Raw genomic sequence first — 17215 nt, 5'->3', positions numbered from 1 at the left:
CCCGTCATGAAGCAGCGGCTCGCCAGCCCGCCGCATCTGGTCGACCTGTCGCATATCGAAGGCCTCGGCGGCATCGAGATGAAGGGCCGCTCGCTGGTGATCGGCGCCACCGCGCGGCATGCCGACGTCGCGGGCTCACCCGTTGTCGGCGAGGCGATCCCGGCGCTGGCTGAACTCGCCGGCCTGATCGGCGATCCCGCGGTGCGTCACAAAGGCACCATCGGCGGCTCGCTCGCCAACAACGATCCGACCGCCGATTATCCCGCGGCGTGCCTCGCGCTCGGCGCCACCATCGTCACCAACAAGCGCCGCCTGAAGCCGGAAGAGTTTTTTCAAGGCCTGTTCACCACCGCGCTGGAGAGCGACGAGATCATCACCCGCGTGATGTTTCCGCTGCCGAAGAAGGCCGCCTACATCAAATTCCGCAACCAGGCCTCGCGCTACGCGCTGGTCGGCGTGTTCGTCGCCAAGCGTCCGTCGGATGTGCGCGTCGCCGTCACCGGCGCGGGCGCGGAGGGCGTGTTCCGCGTCACCTCTTTCGAGGAAGCGCTGAAGAAGCGTTTCAATTCGAAAGTACTCGACGGCCTGTCGGTGCCCGCGGATGGGCTGAACAGCGACCTGCACGGCAGCGCCGAATATCGCGCGCATCTGATCTCGGTGCTGGCGCGCCGCGCCGTCGACGCCGCCAACGGCAAGGCGTGACATTGCAAATTCTTGCGGCGTCAAGATCGAGTTTCTCATGAGTGCATCGGCGCTGCCCACTTCTGTCGATGCGACGCTCGACATGCTTAACCGGCGCGGCTATCTCGCCGATCGCTCGCTGGCGACGGTGGTGTACCTGTCGCTGCGCATGGGCCGGCCGCTGTTTCTGGAAGGCGAAGCCGGCGTCGGCAAGACCGAGATCGCAAAAGTGCTGTCGGCGGCGCTGGGGCGCAAGCTGATCCGGCTGCAATGCTATGAAGGGCTCGATGTCGCCTCCGCGGTCTACGAGTGGAACAGCGCCTCGCAGATGATCGCGATCCGCCTCGCGGAAGCGGCTGGCGATACCGACCGTGACCAGCTCTCCAGCGACATCTTTGCCGAGCGCTATCTGATCAAGCGGCCGCTCTTGCAGGCGCTGGAGCACGACGCCGCCGGCGCGCCGGTGCTGCTGATCGACGAACTCGACCGCGCCGACGAGGCGTTCGAGGCTTACTTGCTGGAAATCCTCAGCGATTTCCAGGTGACAATTCCGGAGTTGGGCACCGTCAAGGCGCCTCAACCGCCGATCGTCATCGTCACCTCCAACCGCACCCGGGAAATCCACGACGCGCTGAAGCGGCGCTGTCTGTATCACTGGGTGGATTACCCGTCAGCCGAGCGCGAGCTTGCGATCGTCAAGTCGCGCGTGCCCGGCATCTCCGCAAAACTGTCGCAGCAGGTGGTCGGCTTCGTGCAGGCGTTGCGCCAGCAGGATTTTTACAAAAACCCTGGCGTCGCCGAGACCATCGACTGGGCCACCGCGCTGACCGAACTCGACGCCCGCTCACTGACCCCGCAGGTGGTCGGCGACACGCTGGGCGCGCTCTTGAAATACCAGGACGACATCGCGCGGATGCAGGGCGACAATCTGCAGAAGGTTCTCAAGGAAGCCACCAGCGAGAGTTAAATGGCCAAGGTGCTGTTGTCACAACTAGCTCTTGCCACACATTCATCCGTCATCCTGAGGAGCCGCGCGCTTGCGCGGCGTCTCGAAGGATCGCCACGGGTGCTTGTGGCCGATCCTTCGAGGCTCGCCGCTGCGCGGCGAGCACCTCAGGATGACGGTGGTGAGGTGTAAGGGCCCATGCCCATCGACCATCTCAATCCACCCACCGGCCTGATCGCGGACAACGTCGTCGGCTTTGCCCGCGCGCTGCGCGCCGCCGGCATTCCGGTCGGGCCTGGCGCGGTGATCGATGCGCTCAATGCGTTGCGCGTGATCGATATCGGCAACCGCGCCGATGTCTTCACTACGCTGGAATCGATCTTCGTCAAGCGTCACGAGCACGCGCTGATCTTCGCGCAGGCCTTTGACCTGTTCTTCCGCGTTGCGGAAGACTGGAAGCACATGCTGGATTCGATCCCGCTGCCCGAGCACGCCAAGAAGAAGCCGCGGCCGGCCTCGCGCCGGGTCCAGGAGGCGCTGTCGCAGCCATCGATGACGGAAGCGCCGCAAGCGCAGGAGAAGGAGCTGCGGCTCGCGGTCTCCGACAAGGAAGTGCTGCAGAAGAAAGACTTTGCGCAGATGAGCGCGGCGGAGATTGCGCAGGTCACGCGCGCCATCGCGCAGATGAAATTGCCGCAGGCCGAATTGCGCACCCGGCGCTATAAGCCCGATCCACATGGGTTACGGCTAGATCTGCGCAGAACCTTGCGCGGGTCCTTGCGCACCGGCGGCGACATTGTCGACATCCGCCGGCTCGGCCTGATCGACAAGCCGGCGCCGATTGTGGCGCTGCTCGATATCTCCGGCTCGATGAGCGAATACACGCGACTGTTCCTGCATTTCCTCCACGCCATTACCGATGCGCGCAAACGCGTCTCGGTGTTCCTGTTCGGCACCCGGCTCACCAACGTGACGCGGGCGCTGCGGGCGCGCGATCCCGACGAGGCATTGGCGAGTTGTTCGTCTTGCGTGGAGGACTGGGCCGGCGGCACGCGGATCGCGACCTCGCTGCACAGCTTCAACAAGCTGTGGGGCCGCCGCGTGCTGGGGCAGGGCGCGATCGTGCTCTTGATCTCGGACGGGCTGGAGCGCGAGGCCGATGCGCGGCTGGCGTTCGAGATGGACCGGCTGCACCGCTCCTGCCGCCGGCTGATCTGGCTCAATCCGCTGCTGCGGTTCGGCGGCTTCGAGGCCAAGGCGTTGGGCATCAAAATGATGCTGCCGCATGTTGACGAATTCCGCCCGGTGCATAATTTGAGTTCGATCGAGGGGCTGATCGAAGCGCTGTCTTCGCCAACGCCGCACCACCGCAGCCTGATCCGCCCCGCAGCATAAAGAGGCTCCCATGCTCAATCGCGACGAAGATATTCTCAAAGCGGCTGAGGATTGGCAGAAGGCCGGTCACGGCGTGGCGCTGGCCACGGTGGTCGAGACCTGGGGCTCGGCGCCGCGGCCCGCCGGCTCCAGCCTCGTCATCAATGATGACGGCACCTTCCTGGGTTCGGTGTCCGGCGGCTGCGTCGAGGGCGCGGTGGTCACCGAGGCGCTCGACGTGATCGCCAGCGGCCAGCCGAAGATGCTGGAGTTCGGCGTCGCCGACGAGACCGCGTGGAATGTCGGCCTGTCCTGCGGCGGCACCATAAGGGTGTTTGTCGAGAAGGTCGGCCAATCGTGAAGCTTGCGACGCTTTCCGAAGTCAACGCCGAGCGCACCGCGCGGCGGCCGGTGGTCGTGATCACCGACGTCGCCAATGGCGAGCAGCGCATCGTCAAGGCTGCGGATATTGCGGCCGACCCGCTGGGCGCCGATCTCGCGAGGCAATTGCGCATGGGCAAGAGCGGCATGATCGAGGCCGGCGGCAAAAAGCTGTTTCTCAATGTCTACGCGCCGACCGCGCGCCTGGTCATCATCGGCGCTGTCCATATCAGCCAGGCGCTGGTGCCGCTGGCGCGCTCGCTGGACTATGACGTGGTTGTGGTCGATCCGCGCACCGCGTTCGCCTCGCCGGAACGTTTTCCGGATGTGCCGCTGTTCGCCGACTGGCCCGACGTGGCGCTGCCGCCGCTCAAGGTCGATCACTACACGGCATTCGCCGCGTTGACGCATGATCCCAAGATCGACGATCCCGCCCTGCTGCACGCCTTCGAACGTGACTGCTTCTACATCGGCGCGCTCGGCTCGCGGAAAACCCATGCCAAGCGCGGCGAGCGGCTGAAGGCGCAAGGCGCTTCCGATGCCGACATCGCGCGGATTCATGCGCCGATCGGCCTTGCCATCGGTGCGGTGTCGCCGTCGGAAATCGCGGTCGCGATCATGGCCGAGATCACCGCGACGCTGCGGCTGCCCAAAGAGCGCGCGGCATGAAGTTCGGTCCCGCGAGCCCAAAGGACGCCATCGGCGGCGTCACCGTCCATACCCTGCGGCAGGGATCGCTGGTGCTGAAGAAGGGCACCACGATCGGCGCTGCGGAAGTCGAGGCGCTGATCGGCGCCGGCGTCAAGGAGATCGTCGTGGTGCGGCTCGAGGACGGCGATGTGTCGGAAGACGTCGCGGCTGCCAGCATCGCGCAGGCCGTTGCCGGCGACGGCGTCAATGTCGAGCGCGCTTTCACCGGGCGGGCCAATCTGTTCGCGGCCAGGGCCGGCGTGCTGGTGGTGGATCGCGCGGCGGTCGACCGCCTCAACGGCGTCGATGAGGCCATCACCTTCGCGACGCTGGCTGCGTTCAAGCCGGTGGTCGAAGGCGAGATGATCGCCACCGTGAAACTGATCCCATTCGGCGTCGAAGCGAAACTGCGCGATGCGGCGGTGGTTGCGGCTGGCACAAGCGCGATGCGGGTCGCACCTTACACCATCAAGCGCGTCGGCATTGTCTCCACCTTGCTGCCGGGCCTGGCCCCAAAAGTGATCGAGAAAACCTTGCGCGTCACATCCGAGCGCCTCGCGCCAGCGGGCGCGGCCATCGTCGCCGATCGCCGCGTGCCGCATGATGAAGACGCGCTGGCGGCGTCGATCAAGCAAGTGCTGGGGCTCGGCGCCGAGCTCGTGATCGTGTTCGGCGCGTCCGCCATCGCCGACCGGCGTGACGTCATTCCGGCGGCGATCGAGCATGTCGGCGGCGCCATCGAGCATTTCGGGATGCCGGTCGATCCCGGCAATCTCCTGCTGATCGGCAAGGCCGGCGGCGTGCCGGTGCTCGGCGCGCCGGGCTGCGCGCGCTCGCCGGTGGAAAACGGATTCGACTGGGTGCTGATGCGCCTGCTCGCGGGCCTGAAGGTGACGCGCGCGGATCTCACGGGCATGGGCGTCGGCGGCCTGCTGATGGAGATCGTGACCCGGCCGCAACCGCGCGTGCCGGTCGGCGCCGACGGCAACCGCAACGTCGCCGCGGTGATTCTTGCCGCAGGGCGCTCGACCCGGATGGGCGGGCCCAACAAGCTGCTGGCCGAACTCGGCGGCAAGACGCTGGTCCGCATCGTCGCCGAGCAGGCGCTGGCCTCGAAAGCTTCCGATGTCATCGTGGTGACCGGGCACCAGGCCGCCGAAGTCGAGAAGTCGCTGCAAGGTCTCAAAGTGAAATTCGTTCGCAATCCCGATTTTGCCGAGGGGTTGGCGAGTTCGGTCAAGGCGGGGATATCGGCGGTCCCCGACGCGGCCGACGCCGCCGTGGTCTGCCTCGGCGACATGCCGCTGATCGATGCGCATCTGATCGACCGGTTGATCGAGGCCTTTGCGCCCGATCGAGGCGGGCTGATCGCGCTGCCCGTCAGCGACGGCCGGCGCGGCAACCCGGTGCTGTGGTCGCGCCGGTTCTTCAACGAATTAATGACGCTCGACGGCGATATCGGCGCCCGGCACCTGATCGCCAAGCACGGCGAGGCGGTAGCCGAAGTGCCCGTGGAGGGCCACGGCGCCTTCCTCGATATCGACACCCCCCAGGCGCTGGAAGCGGCGCGGCTGGCGCCGACGTAGTTCTGTCATTCCGGGACGCGCCTCTTGGCGCGGGCCCGGAATCCATACTCCCTGTGCCGGTGTCCTGGCTGAACGAGAGCGCAGGGGTTATGGATTCCGGGCTCGCTCGCTTCGCTCCGCCCCGGAATGACGAAGGAGGGCGTTCACCAGTTTGAAACGCCCCTCGGGTAATTTGCTCCCCGCATCACCTCGGGGGAGGGGCTTTTGACGGTTCTTGGGTTCGCGCGCCGCGCGATTTTTGCTGTTGCCTTGTTTTTTGCACTGGCCGGTCCGTCGCAGGCCGCCGGCGCGTTCGCCGTCGGCAAATGCGGCGCCTATGGCCAGGCCATCGACTATCCGGCCGAGCCTGCCGCGCTCGCCGCCGCCCGCAAGCAGTGCAAAGGCCAATGCACCACGGTGACCATGAAACGGGCCTGCGCGGCGTTTGCCGTCGACATGACCAATCCGTGCGGGGCCCATGGCTACGCGGTCAAGCCGCAGATCTCCACGTCGCTGAACGCCGCGACCAAAAAATGCTACGACTTCGGCGGCAAGGAATGCGTGATCCGCGCCTGGGCCTGCGACGCCAAGGGGTGACGTCATTCCGGGGCGCGCGTCTTCGCGCGAGCCCGGAATTCATAACGCCGGTATTCGCGTTCAGCATCCAAACTTCATCACAGGGAGTATGGATTCCGGGCCTGCGCCAAGTGGCGCATCCCGGAATGACTAAGGGAATATCCCATGCAATTCGATACCAAGATCGCAGTCGTGATCCGGACCGACCTTGAGCCGTGGCAGCAGCTCAACGTCGCGGCGTTCCTCGCCGGCGGCATTTCGGCGTCGTTTCCGGAATGCGTCGGCGAGCCCTACGAGGACGGTTCAGGCACGAAATATCTGTCGCTGGTCGGGCAGCCGATCCTGATTTATGGCGCCGACCGCGCCGCATTGACTCGCGCGCTGGAGCGGGCGCTGGCAAGGGGCGTCAAACCGGCCGTCTATACCGAAGAGATGTTCAAGACCACCCACGACGCCGCCAACCGCACCGCGGTCAAGGCCGTGGCGCGCGCCGATCTCAATCTGGTGGGGCTGGCCATGCGTGCAGAGCGCAAGGTGATCGACAAGGTCGTCGATGGGCTGAAGTTTCATAGCTGAATGGGTGCCGACGAGCGCCATAAGCCGCGCGTCACGCCGTCATTGCGAGCCAATGGTCGGCGCGGAGCACTCTGCGAAACCTGCGGCGACGCCGTGTCGCCCGGCGCGGTGCCGATCAAAGGCTACGATGAGCCGCGGTGTGGAAATTGGGGTAGCTCTGTATCGTGCCCCGGACGCAGCGCAGCGCGCCGCCCTTCGCGGCGTGGTGCGCTGCAGAGCCGGGGCCCAGCTTGCTGAGGCTGTAACCGGGGTCCCGGTTCTGCGAAGCAGCGCTTCGCAAGAGCTGCGCGCTGCATCGCGCCCGGGACACGGGATAAGCTACTGCCGCGTCAACACACCGATGCGTCCGTAGATGCCGCCGCGATGATAGCTGTCGGTGAGATAGCCAATGGCGGCGGACCATTCGAGCGCGCCAAGCCTAAATCCCGTCAGATGCCCGCCGATGCGAACCTGCGTGCTGAAGTCGTCGCTCGATGCTGAAATCTCCGGGCCTGCCCAGAGCCGATCGAGCACACGCCAGCCGGCGGCGGCGCGTGCGCTGTGGCTGGTCGCATTGGTCGATGCGGAAAATGCCGACGTCAGCATCATGTCCGGCATCGGCTCCCACCACAATTCGGCCGCGGCGCGGGCGCCAATATGGGTGCCGCGATATGCCGCGGTGGGGACGTCCGGCGTTGGCGTGCGGCTTTCCAGCTCGGGACCTGCAAACATCTTCAGTTCAAGCGTGCCTTGGCTGAACCGCCAGCCCGCCAGCGGCGCGGCGCGAATGATGTCGGTAGTGAAGCGTCTCGAGCCGGCGTCGTAGCGCTCGACGCCGCGGGAGACGAACAAGCGCGTGATAAATCCATCATTGTTCAGGCCGTCCGGAGCCCAGTAGAAGCCGCCGTAAGCGGCGCGGCCGAAACGCCAGATGTCGAAGCCGGCATAGAGCAGGCCGCGCTCGACGTTGGTCCCCCCGCGCAGGCCATCGGATGGCGGCGGATCCGGCTCGAGGGCCTGCGCCAGCGCGCGGCTGCCGCAGGCCAGCACGGCCGCGGCGACCCAACACGCGCGCAACGCAACACCCCAACGCATGGGAGCCCAACCCCAACGCACCACCGCGGCCAAGGATGAAATTAAAGTGGATGGGCGCAGGGGCGTCTAGCGCAGGATAGGAGAGCGATCGTACGACGCGTACTCAGAGTTGCGACGGCAGCAGATGTTCGGTTGTCACGCCGCCGCGGTCTTCGATGATCTCCGCGACCCATTTGCGGTGGCAGTGCGCGTGATCGCGCTCGTAGCAGAGCAGGCAGACCGGCCCCGCCTTCTTGACCAGCGACGACAACTCGTCGAGCGCTTCTTTTGCCTGCGGCGTTTTCAGGTGCTTTGCGTAGATGCGCTCCAGGGTCTTCAGGTCGCCGCTGCGCGCGGCGAGGCGGCCTTCCGTCGGCGTGCCCAGCCCCTTCATGTGAATGTAGGAAATGCCGCGCTCGTCCAGAGCGGCGGCGAGCTGGTTCTTGGAAAACCCCGGGCGGCGTGAGGAGACCACCGCGCGCACATCCACCAGCAGTTTTACGCCGGCGCTTTCCAGTTCGTCGAGCACCGCCCGAGGCGGCGTCTGCTCATAGCCGATGGTGAAGAGCTTTTTGGTGCGTGCCATGTCAATGTTGAAGCCTGATCTGCGCGTTGCCGCCCTTCGCGGTATACCGCATAGTCAGCCTGCGAAGAAGTGCCGGCTGTCGCCGGTCGCGCCGTGGAGAGGTCGATGGTTCGAATTTATCGCGTGTTGGCGTGGACGGCCGCGTTTGTGGCGCTGGTTTTCGGCACTGCCGCGGCGCAGGCGCAGACCGCCTATCCCAACCGCCCGGTAAAAATCATCGTCCCGATCGGCCCCGGCGGCAGCTACGATCTGGTCGGGCGCACGCTAGCCGACGCGTTGTCGAAACGCACCGGCCAAGCCTTCTTTGTCGAGAACAAGCCCGGCGCGGGCACCGTCGTCGGCACCGCAGCCGCGGCGCAAAGCGAGGCGGACGGCTATACGCTGCTGGTCGGCGGGCTCTCCAACATGGCGTTCAATTCGGCGCTGTATTCCAAGCTCGGTTACGACCCGCGCCAGGATTTTACCCCGGTCGCGCTGGTCTACAAGTTCGGCTACGTGATGGTCGCCCGCAAGGAGTTGCCGCAAGCGACGCTGCAGGACATCGTCGCGGCGGCAAAGGCAAATCCGGGCTCGATTACGGTGGCGACCGCGGGCGTCGGCACCGGCCAGCAACTGGTGGCCGCCGCGTTCATGAAGGCCGCGGGCCTCAAACTGCTGGAAGTGCCTTACAAGGGCTCGCCGCCGGCGTTTACCGATCTGCTCGCGGGGCGTGTCGACCTGTTCTTCGACTCGATCGCGGCCGGGCTTCCCTACGTGCAGTCGGGGCAGGCCAGGGGCATCGCCGTGCTGTCGTCGAAGCGCAGTGCGCTTGCGCCGGAGGTGCCGACGATGTCGGAGGCCGGCGTGCCCGGCCTCGACGTCGATTCCTGGCTCGGCATCTTTGCGCCGGCAAAAACCCCGCCGGAGGCGATTGCAAAACTGCGCCGGGAAATTCGCGCCGCATTGCCCGACCTCAAGGAACGCTTTGAGAAGAGCGGCGGCGAGGCGTGGGACCTGTCGGAAGACAAGCTCGAGGCCTTCGTCGCATCCGAATACGAGAGCTGGACGAGGCTGATCCGCGAGACCGGCATCAAGCTGGATTGACCTTCACCTCTCCCCGCAGAGGAGAGGTCGACGCGCATCGCCAGATGCGCGGCGGGTGAGGGCCCATCCGCGAGTCCGGGGGCGGGGAGAGACCCCTCACCCGAAGCCTGCGCTGCGCTCCGGCTTCGACCTCTCCCCTGCGGGAGAGGTAAGAGCAATCGCTCCGCTTCAACCCGGTTCATCTATTTCACCCGCGCGATCAATTCCATCGCGCCGGCCGGCGCGCGCAGCTTGCCCTCATGGATGACATAGGCGAACACGTCGCGCGGCACCTTCTTCGGTTTTGTCGTGTCGACGCGCGGCAGGTCGTCCGGCTCGCCGCCCCCGGCCCAGGTCTGAAACCGTTTTGACCAGGCATCCAGCGCCTTCGGCGGATAGCAGGTCTTCAAGTTGTCATCGCCCTTCTGCAGCCGCGCATAGACGAAATTGCTGACCACGTCTGCGATCGCGGGATATTTGCCGTGCTCCGCGTAAACCACCGGCGTCTCGAATTTGCGCAGCAGCGCGATGAAATCGGGATTGCAAAAACTGTCGTTGCGCACCTCGACCACATGGCGTAGCGCGCGCCCCTCCAGATTGCGCGGCAGCAGCTCCAAAAATTTGCCGAAATCGGCCTCGTCGAATTTTTTCGTCGGCGCGAACTGCCACAGCACCGGACCGAGCCGGTCCTTCAACTCCAGCACGCCGGAATCGTAAAACCGCTTGATCGAATCCCCGGCCTCCGCGAGAACCTTTCTGTTGGTGGCGAAGCGCGGCCCCTTCAGCGAAAACACAAATCCGTCCGGCACCTCGCGCGCCCATTTCCGAAAACTCTCCGGCTTCTGCGAGCCGTAATAGGTGCCGTTGATCTCGATCGAGGTCAGCTTTGAGGCGGCATAGCTAAGCTCATTCGCCTGCGTGAGTTTCTCCGGATAAAACACCCCGCGCCACGGCTCGAAGGTCCAGCCGCCGATGCCGATGTAGATGTGGCTGGACTTGCCCGCCATTTGGATACCCTCTTGTCAAACCTCTCGATCGTTCCTATGTAGCTTACAACGGCGCCGTCGATGCTTCATAGCTCCGGTGCTGGGACGACCACGGAATGATTAGGCTGCGCCGGATGTACGCGCGCCTGTTGTTCGTGGTCGTTGGCATTTTTGGGGCACTTTTGGCCCGTTTTACCCCTTCGACCCCGGTCTTTTGGCCGCTGCGGCTTGGCATCATCAGGTGCCGGCGATATACGCTGGCGCATGAATGAAGCCATCAGACCGGGGCAGGGGACCGCAGTGGTGACGCCGGAATTGTCGGTCGTCGTCCCCACCTTCAACGAGCGCGACAACGTCGTCGCCCTGTTCCGCAAGCTGGAGGTGGCGCTGGCCGGCCGCGCCTGGGAAGTCATCTATGTCGATGACAATTCGCCTGACGGGACTTGGGACGTGGTGCGCGCGCTGGCGCGGGAGGATTCGCGGGTGCGCTGCATCCGGCGGATCGGGCGGCGCGGGCTGTCCGGCGCCTGCATCGAGGGCATCCTGGCGTCGAGCGCGCCCTGCGCCGCGGTAATCGATGCCGACCTGCAGCACGACGAAACCCAGCTGCCGAAAATGCTGGCGCTGCTGCAGGGCGGCGAGGCCGACCTCGTGGTCGGCAGCCGTTATGTGGAAGGCGGCAGCGCCGACAGTTTTGACAAGCAGCGCGCAGGCGCCAGCATGCTGGCCACCGAAGTTGCAAAACGCGTGCTGCGGGTGGAGATCGCCGACCCGATGAGCGGCTTCTTCATGATCCGCCGCGACCGTTTTGAGCAACTGGCGCCGCAGCTCTCCACCCAAGGCTTCAAGATCCTGCTCGATATCGTCGCCACCGCGCGCGGCAGCCTGCGCATCAAGGAAATTCCCTACAGCTTCGGCTCGCGCCTGCATGGCGAGAGCAAGCTCGATTCCATGGTGGCGCTGGATTTCCTTGGGCTGGTGCTGGCCAAATTGACCGGCGACGTGGTGTCGCTGCGCTTTCTGCTGTTCGCGATGGTCGGCTCGCTCGGCCTGTTGGTGCATCTGGTGGCGCTGTTTGTCGCGCTGGAAGTATTCAACGTGCCGTTTCCCGAGGCGCAGGCCTGCGGCGCGCTGCTCGCCATGACCAGCAATTTCCTGCTCAACAATTTCTTGACCTACCGCGACCAGCGGCTGCAGGGGCTTGGGATTCTGCGCGGGCTACTGCTGTTCTATCTCGTCTGCAGCGTCGGGCTGATCGCCAATGTCGGCGTGGCGTTCTCGGTCTACGACCAGGAGCCGATCTGGTGGCTGGCGGGCGCCGCCGGCGCGCTGATGGGCGTGGTGTGGAACTACGCCATGTCCGGCCTGTTCGTCTGGCGCAGGCGATGATGTTCCAATGAGTGCGAACGAGGCGCGGCTCGTCCGCAACACGGCTGGCACGGTATTGGCGCTGGTGGTGTTGCGGCTGGTCTCCGCGGCGTACACGCCGCTGACCTTCGACGAAGCCTATTACTGGACCTGGTCAAAACATCTCGCCGGCGGCTATTACGACCATCCGCCTGGTGTCGCGGTCCTGATCCGGCTCGGCACGCTGATTGCGGGCGATACCGAGCTCGGCGTGCGGTTGGTGTCGATCCTGCTGGCGCTGCCGATGAGTTTTGCGGTGTATCGCAGCGCGGAGATCTTGTTCGGCGGCCGGCGGGTGGCGGCGACCGCAACCATCCTGCTCAACGTCACGCTGATGGCGGCGGTCGGCACGATGATCGTCACCCCGGATGCGCCGCTGCTGGTGGCCTCCAGTTTTGTGCTGTTTTGTCTTGCCAAGGTTTTGGAGACAGGACGCGGCGCCTGGTGGCTCGCGGCCGGCGTCGCGGTCGGCGCCGCGCTGCTGTCGAAATACACTGCGCTGTTTTTCGGACCCGCGATCCTGATCTGGCTGGTCGCGGTGCCGAAACTGCGGCGCTGGCTGATGTCGCCGTGGCCGTATCTCGGCGGCATCGTCGCCTTCGCGATTTTTTCGCCGGTAATTTTGTGGAACGCCGATCATGCGTGGATCTCCTTCATCAAGCAACTCGGCCGCGCGAAAATCGAGGATTTTACGCTGCGCTATATCGGCGAGCTGATCCCGACCCAGATCGCGTTCGCAACGCCGCTGGTGTTCATCCTCGGCGCGATGGGATTGTACGCCTTCTGGAAGCGCAAGGCCGGCGCGTCCGCCGCGCGCGCGCTGATCAATTCGATGTTCTGGACCATCACGCTGTATTTTGTCTGGCATTCGCTGCACAGCCGCGTCGAGGCCAACTGGTTCGGCCCGGTCTATCCGGCCTTCGCCATCGCCGCTGCCGTCGCCGCCAATCTCACGCAATGGGGCAGCCGCGCGCAGCGCGCGATCGATTTCTGCCTGCGCTGGGCCGCACCCTCGGGCATCCTGATATTCGCGCTGGTGATCCTGCAGGCCAACACCGGCGTGCTCTCAGCCTATCGCCGCGACGCCAGCGTGCGCAGCGTCGGCATCGGCTGGCGCGAGCTTGCCGGCGAGATCGAAACCGTCCGCGCGCGCGAGGGCGCTAGTTGCGTGCTCGCGCTGGATTACGGCACCACCAGCTGGCTTGCATTCTATCTGCCGAAGGGAACCTGCGTGGCGCAACGCGGCCAGCGTTTCCGTTGGGTCAATATGCCCGAGCCGGATCCCGCGTCGCTCAAAGGAAAACTGCTGTATGTCGACGAGGCGAGGGAGGACCAGCCGCTGCTCAAAAAGGATTTTGCCCGGGTGGAGAAAGTCGCCGAGCTGAAGCGCAAGCGCGGGCCGCTGCTGATCGAGACTATCGAGCTCGACGTGCTCGAAGGGCCCAAGGGCGACGTGTTCGACCGCGCGCCGCCGCCGGAACTGGGGAAGTAGCTCCGACAACTGCGTCATTGCCGGGCTTGACCCGGCAATCCATCGTCTTCGAAAGACTCTTGCGAAGATTGATGGATACGCGGGTCAAGCCCGCGTATGACGCTGATTTTGTACCTTCAGAACTTGCGCTTTGCCGGCGGCGGGTTGAGCTCCAGGATTTTTCCGCGGCAATCCGCTTCGGTGGCATGCGGGCCAGTGACGAAGGTGCCGCTGACCTTGGTGCTGTACCAGCCGGACTCCACGCCGAGACGCAGCGACTCTTCGGTTTTGACATGACGCGGGGAGAGATTTTGCATGGGATGCTTTCAGGTTTGAAGCGCTCGATTGCGCATCGAGCGCGGGGTGAGATTTTCGGGTTGCGGAGGAAAACTATTTTCGGTCAGCTCTCATGAGAAAGCCGGGCAAAGTCCGCCAGCACGGCGGCGACGAGATCGCGGTGATGGGTGTCCGTTGGCGCGAGGCCGGCGGCATACAGGTTCAAAACATACCGCGCCTTCGCGGCGGCTTCCGGCCATGACGCTGCCGGTGTCGAAAGCAACTGGCTTTCGAGAATGCCCTGCCGGTCGCGCTGTATCTTGGCGTTGGCCTCGACCTCCGCCAGCACGCGCCTGATGTCGGTGGCTTTTTGCGACTTCATGCCGCGATGCTTGTCGAGATCGACCGGGATGTCAGTCATGCGACGTTCGCGTCATCGCGCTGCGCATCGGTGAGGTCAATTGCACTGATGGAAATCATCTCCATCGACGAGGCGCGGGGTGCTGCTCCCGGCACCATGATCATGGTGGCGACGCGGCGGAACGAGGCGAACGACAATCCCTCGATCATCTCCTCGTCGGTGATGATCTCATACGCGCCCGCCGAGAGCAGGCGGTCGATGCCCTTGATCCGGAACGGATGCCGGAAGGTGATGGTTTCACGCCGCGAGCGCATGGTCATGATCGGCTGCCTGCATTGATCTGCAGCAACTGGAATCGCGCGTGGTGGAACATAAAGTGACCCTGCGCTCTTTCCGCCCGATTAGCCATCGCTTTCTCGCGAAACGGCCTCATTCGATCGAATAAGGCAGTCGTTGCCTTGTATTCGACGACCTCCGTTGCCATCTGGCGTGAAAGCTTCAAACTATTTGAGCAGCACCGGCCGCGCCAAATCGCGCGGGCCGCCCTGAGTTTTGTCCATCACACGCCCGACCGGGAATTGCCGCATGAAAATTCGCGTCGGGTACGAGATAATTTACGACTTTCCGCAACCGACCCCGATGATCATGGTGCTGGGCACGCATTTCACCCGCGCCTCCGACGTCATCGTACCGGATTACCTGACCACCAGCCCGTCGGTGCCGATCACGCCCTATCGCGACGGTTTTGGCAATTGGTGCAGCCGCATCGTGGCGCCCGCCGGCCGCATGCGGCTGAAGGCCGACGGGATGGTGCGCGACAGCGGGCTGCCGGACCCGGTCGTGCCTTCCGCCATCCAGCACGCGGTGGAAGACCTGCCGGCGGATACCCTGGTCTATCTGCTCGGCAGCCGTTACTGCGAAACCGACCGGCTCTCCGATGACGCATGGAAGCTGTTCGAGCGAACGACGCCGGGATGGCCGCGGGTGCAGGCGATCTGCGATTTCGTGCACAACCATATTGCGTTCGGCTATGAGCACGCGCGACCGACCATGACGGCGTGGGAAGTCTTTAACGAGGGCAAGGGCGTCTGCCGCGACTATGCCCATCTCGCCATCGCCTTCTGCCGCTGCATGAACATTCCGGCGCGCTATTGCACCGGCTATCTCGGCGACATCGGCATGCCCACGCCCTGGGCCGCCGGAGATTTTGCCGGCTGGTTCGAAGCCTATATCGGCGGCCGCTGGCACACCTTCGACGCGCGCAACAACATCCCGCGCATCGGCCGCGTGCTGATCGCGCAAGGCCGCGACGCCTCCGACGTGCCGATCACGCAGACGTTTGGGCTCAACACGCTGGTGAGTTTTACGGTGTGGACCGATGAGGTGAGTGAAGGGTAGCGTTCCCCGGACGCAGCGCAGCGCGCAGCACTTGCGGAGCGGTGCGCTGCAGAGCCGGGGCCGTAACAGAGCGCTGTACTCGTGACGGTCCCGGCTCTGCGGAGCAGCGTGAAGAACGCTGCACCGCGTCCGGGACCCGATTGAAATGCTAAATTAAGCATACTGAACGAGGTCCGTTCCAACATCCATTTCGCGCTTGTTCCATCCGCCTTAGATCCGCCCGCACTTAATCCGCATTTAACTAAAAGTCGCCTTAATGACGCTCCGCGCCTCTGCGAGATGCTGCGGCGGAACTTTATGTTCCGTGGCGCAACGCTCTCGGTCACGAGGAACAAAGTGGAATCATTCTGGACGCGAGGCGAATGACTTACATTGGTGCGCGTCACGATTTCACGGCCTGCGATCAACAAAATTCTTCCCGGAAAAGCGTCTCGCAAAGCGCCTTCGGCGGCGCGGCCATCGCGTGTCTCGTGCTGGGTTCCGCCTGGATACTGACTGCCCATGTTTTTTTGGGAACCGGCGCTGATCCCGCTGCAGTCAGCGCCAACGTGGAGGCCGTTACTGGCGGCGTCGAACGGCTGACGTTCAGCGCGCGCTTCGATGCGCTCGGCGCCGCGCCGGAGGGCGTCAGCGTGGTGCGGAAGTCAGCGCCCGCGGCGCGACAAGCGTCGGACTCCATCCGCAAGACCTATATGGCGCTGCTCGACGTGACCTATTCGCTGGGACCGCCGCCCGGATCGTTTTCGGCGACGATGCCGCGCGGCCCAGATCGCCACTTGGCGATGCTGGCGCCGGATCCATCGGGCGCGCAGGACGTTGCTCCGGCGCTGCTGCCGCAACGCGCCGCGGACAGCGTGCCATTGCCGGCGTCGCGGCCTTCCACGCTGCGATTGCTCGCCAGCCGCGAGGTCGCAAAGGCCAAAGCGGCGATCATGGCGGTCACGTCGGCCGAGAAACCCAGCATCTTCGAAAAGCTCTACGGCAAGCCGCCGTCGAAGCCGCCGTTGCTGGCCTTCGCGTCCGCGGATTTTAGCGATGTCGGCATTCCCGGCCCTGCAAAGGCCAGTCCGATGGGTAACGCCGCGCCCTACGACCGCGAGACCGCGGTGTACGACATCTCCGCGCGCACGGTTTACCTGCCCGACGGCACAAAACTGGAAGCGCATTCGGGCCTCGGCACAAAACTCGACGATCCGCGCTACGTCCATGTCAAGATGCACGGGGCCACGCCGCCGCATGTCTACGACCTTAGCCCCCGCGAGGCGCTGTTTCACGGCGTGCCGGCGCTGCGCTTGAAACCGGTCGGGGGCGAGCAGGCGATCTTCGGCCGCACCGGCCTCTTGGCCCACACCTACATGCTCGGCCCGAACGGCGATTCCAACGGCTGCGTCTCGTTCAAGGATTATTATGCGTTCCTGAATGCCTACCGGAACGGCGGGATCAAGCGGCTGGCGGTGGTGGCGCGCGTGGAGTGACGTAGCAACCTCCGCCTTCGTCATTGCCGGGCTTGACCCGGCAATCCATCCTCTTCGCAAGAGTCGTTTCGAAGAGTGATGGATACGCGGGTCAAGCCCGCGTATGACGCAGAGTATGTTGCGGCGTTGTTCTCAAATTTCTGATTATAAAGATTCAAACAGCCAAGCGCTTGCGTTCCCGCGCCGCCGCGCGAGTTGGGCTTTTAGTTTTCTCCCCTCGACTTTGAGGGGAGACGGAGCGCCGAACGACGCGCCTTGGTAGTAACAAAAGCGCCTTTCGGACGCTCCGTCGCAGCGATTTCTGTCCCTGGGGCCGTGCTTCCGGCACGAGGAGAGGCTTGCGCCACGATC

Annotated in this window: 19 protein-coding genes; 13 read left to right on the top strand and 6 right to left on the bottom strand. The window is 64.7% G+C overall.

Annotation, left to right across the window (positions count from 1 at the left end; translation table 11 throughout):
- From VGP39_RS25440 to VGP39_RS25405, 8 genes are all read left to right on the top strand, one after another.
- Window positions 1-702: xanthine dehydrogenase family protein subunit M (locus VGP39_RS25440; protein ID WP_327570851.1), on the top strand; the 702-nt coding region annotated here is incomplete at its 5' end.
- Between the two features lie 37 nt (window positions 703-739).
- Window positions 740-1648, top strand: coding sequence for a MoxR family ATPase (locus VGP39_RS25435; RefSeq protein WP_327570850.1), 909 nt, complete (start codon window positions 740-742; stop codon window positions 1646-1648).
- A gap of 177 nt (window positions 1649-1825) precedes the next feature.
- Window positions 1826-3022, top strand: a complete 1197-nt coding sequence (locus tag VGP39_RS25430; protein WP_327570849.1) for a VWA domain-containing protein — start codon at window positions 1826-1828, stop codon at window positions 3020-3022.
- Window positions 3023-3032: 10 nt separating this feature from the next.
- Window positions 3033-3362: an XdhC family protein gene (locus tag VGP39_RS25425; protein WP_079543614.1), complete on the top strand. Its 330-nt coding sequence runs from the start codon at window positions 3033-3035 to the stop codon at window positions 3360-3362.
- A complete protein-coding gene (locus VGP39_RS25420) occupies window positions 3359-4051 on the top strand; it encodes an XdhC family protein (protein WP_327570848.1) in 693 nt (230 codons plus the stop codon). Before VGP39_RS25425 ends, VGP39_RS25420 begins: the two co-directional genes overlap by 4 nt.
- On the top strand, window positions 4048-5658 hold the full coding sequence (locus VGP39_RS25415) for a molybdopterin-binding/glycosyltransferase family 2 protein (RefSeq protein ID WP_327570847.1): 1611 nt from the start codon (window positions 4048-4050) through the stop codon (window positions 5656-5658). Before VGP39_RS25420 ends, VGP39_RS25415 begins: the two co-directional genes overlap by 4 nt.
- 204 nt (window positions 5659-5862) lie before the next feature.
- Entirely contained in the window at window positions 5863-6234 is a 372-nt protein-coding gene (locus VGP39_RS25410; RefSeq protein WP_414644806.1) for a DUF4189 domain-containing protein, read from the top strand.
- Window positions 6235-6378: 144 nt separating this feature from the next.
- On the top strand, window positions 6379-6789 hold the full coding sequence (locus VGP39_RS25405; protein WP_327570846.1) for a DUF2000 family protein: 411 nt from the start codon (window positions 6379-6381) through the stop codon (window positions 6787-6789).
- A gap of 318 nt (window positions 6790-7107) precedes the next feature.
- On the opposite strand, the gene bcsS is transcribed toward VGP39_RS25405, so the two are convergent.
- Both bcsS and VGP39_RS25395 read right to left on the bottom strand, forming a co-directional pair.
- Window positions 7108-7863: a cellulose biosynthesis protein BcsS gene (bcsS, locus tag VGP39_RS25400; protein WP_327570845.1), complete on the bottom strand. Its 756-nt coding sequence runs from the start codon at window positions 7861-7863 to the stop codon at window positions 7108-7110.
- A gap of 103 nt (window positions 7864-7966) precedes the next feature.
- Entirely contained in the window at window positions 7967-8428 is a 462-nt protein-coding gene (locus VGP39_RS25395) for a DUF488 domain-containing protein (protein WP_327570844.1), read from the bottom strand.
- A 105-nt stretch (window positions 8429-8533) separates the two neighbouring features.
- Here VGP39_RS25395 and VGP39_RS25390 point away from each other — a divergent pair, with 105 nt between their 5' ends.
- A complete protein-coding gene (locus VGP39_RS25390; RefSeq protein ID WP_327570843.1) occupies window positions 8534-9511 on the top strand; it encodes a tripartite tricarboxylate transporter substrate binding protein in 978 nt (325 codons plus the stop codon).
- Between the two features lie 182 nt (window positions 9512-9693).
- On the opposite strand, the gene VGP39_RS25385 is transcribed toward VGP39_RS25390, so the two are convergent.
- Entirely contained in the window at window positions 9694-10497 is an 804-nt protein-coding gene (locus tag VGP39_RS25385; protein ID WP_327570842.1) for a DUF72 domain-containing protein, read from the bottom strand.
- A gap of 243 nt (window positions 10498-10740) precedes the next feature.
- Here VGP39_RS25385 and VGP39_RS25380 point away from each other — a divergent pair, with 243 nt between their 5' ends.
- Window positions 10741-11865, top strand: coding sequence for a glycosyltransferase family 2 protein (locus VGP39_RS25380; RefSeq protein WP_327570841.1), 1125 nt, complete (start codon window positions 10741-10743; stop codon window positions 11863-11865).
- 7 nt (window positions 11866-11872) lie between these two features.
- Window positions 11873-13375: a glycosyltransferase family 39 protein gene (locus tag VGP39_RS25375; RefSeq protein ID WP_327570840.1), complete on the top strand. Its 1503-nt coding sequence runs from the start codon at window positions 11873-11875 to the stop codon at window positions 13373-13375.
- 116 nt (window positions 13376-13491) lie between these two features.
- On the opposite strand, the gene VGP39_RS25370 is transcribed toward VGP39_RS25375, so the two are convergent.
- From VGP39_RS25370 to VGP39_RS25360, 3 genes are all read right to left on the bottom strand, one after another.
- Window positions 13492-13671, bottom strand: coding sequence for a hypothetical protein (locus VGP39_RS25370; protein WP_327570839.1), 180 nt, complete (start codon window positions 13669-13671; stop codon window positions 13492-13494).
- An 83-nt stretch (window positions 13672-13754) separates the two neighbouring features.
- Window positions 13755-14051: a hypothetical protein gene (locus VGP39_RS25365; RefSeq protein WP_327570838.1), complete on the bottom strand. Its 297-nt coding sequence runs from the start codon at window positions 14049-14051 to the stop codon at window positions 13755-13757.
- Entirely contained in the window at window positions 14048-14311 is a 264-nt protein-coding gene (locus tag VGP39_RS25360) for a hypothetical protein (protein WP_327570837.1), read from the bottom strand. Before VGP39_RS25360 ends, VGP39_RS25365 begins: the two co-directional genes overlap by 4 nt.
- Window positions 14312-14576: 265 nt before the next feature.
- Here VGP39_RS25360 and VGP39_RS25355 point away from each other — a divergent pair, with 265 nt between their 5' ends.
- Both VGP39_RS25355 and VGP39_RS25350 read left to right on the top strand, forming a co-directional pair.
- Window positions 14577-15389, top strand: coding sequence for a transglutaminase family protein (locus tag VGP39_RS25355; protein WP_327570836.1), 813 nt, complete (start codon window positions 14577-14579; stop codon window positions 15387-15389).
- A 362-nt stretch (window positions 15390-15751) separates the two neighbouring features.
- Window positions 15752-16864: a DUF2778 domain-containing protein gene (locus VGP39_RS25350; RefSeq protein WP_327570835.1), complete on the top strand. Its 1113-nt coding sequence runs from the start codon at window positions 15752-15754 to the stop codon at window positions 16862-16864.
- Window positions 16865-17215: the final 351 nt, after the last annotated feature.

The organism is Bradyrhizobium sp., from assembly GCF_036009065.1.
Taxonomy (GTDB): Bacteria; Pseudomonadota; Alphaproteobacteria; order Rhizobiales; family Xanthobacteraceae; genus Bradyrhizobium.
The sequence above is the reverse complement of the archived record's forward strand: the minus strand, read 5'-3'. Positions and strand labels throughout refer to the sequence as shown.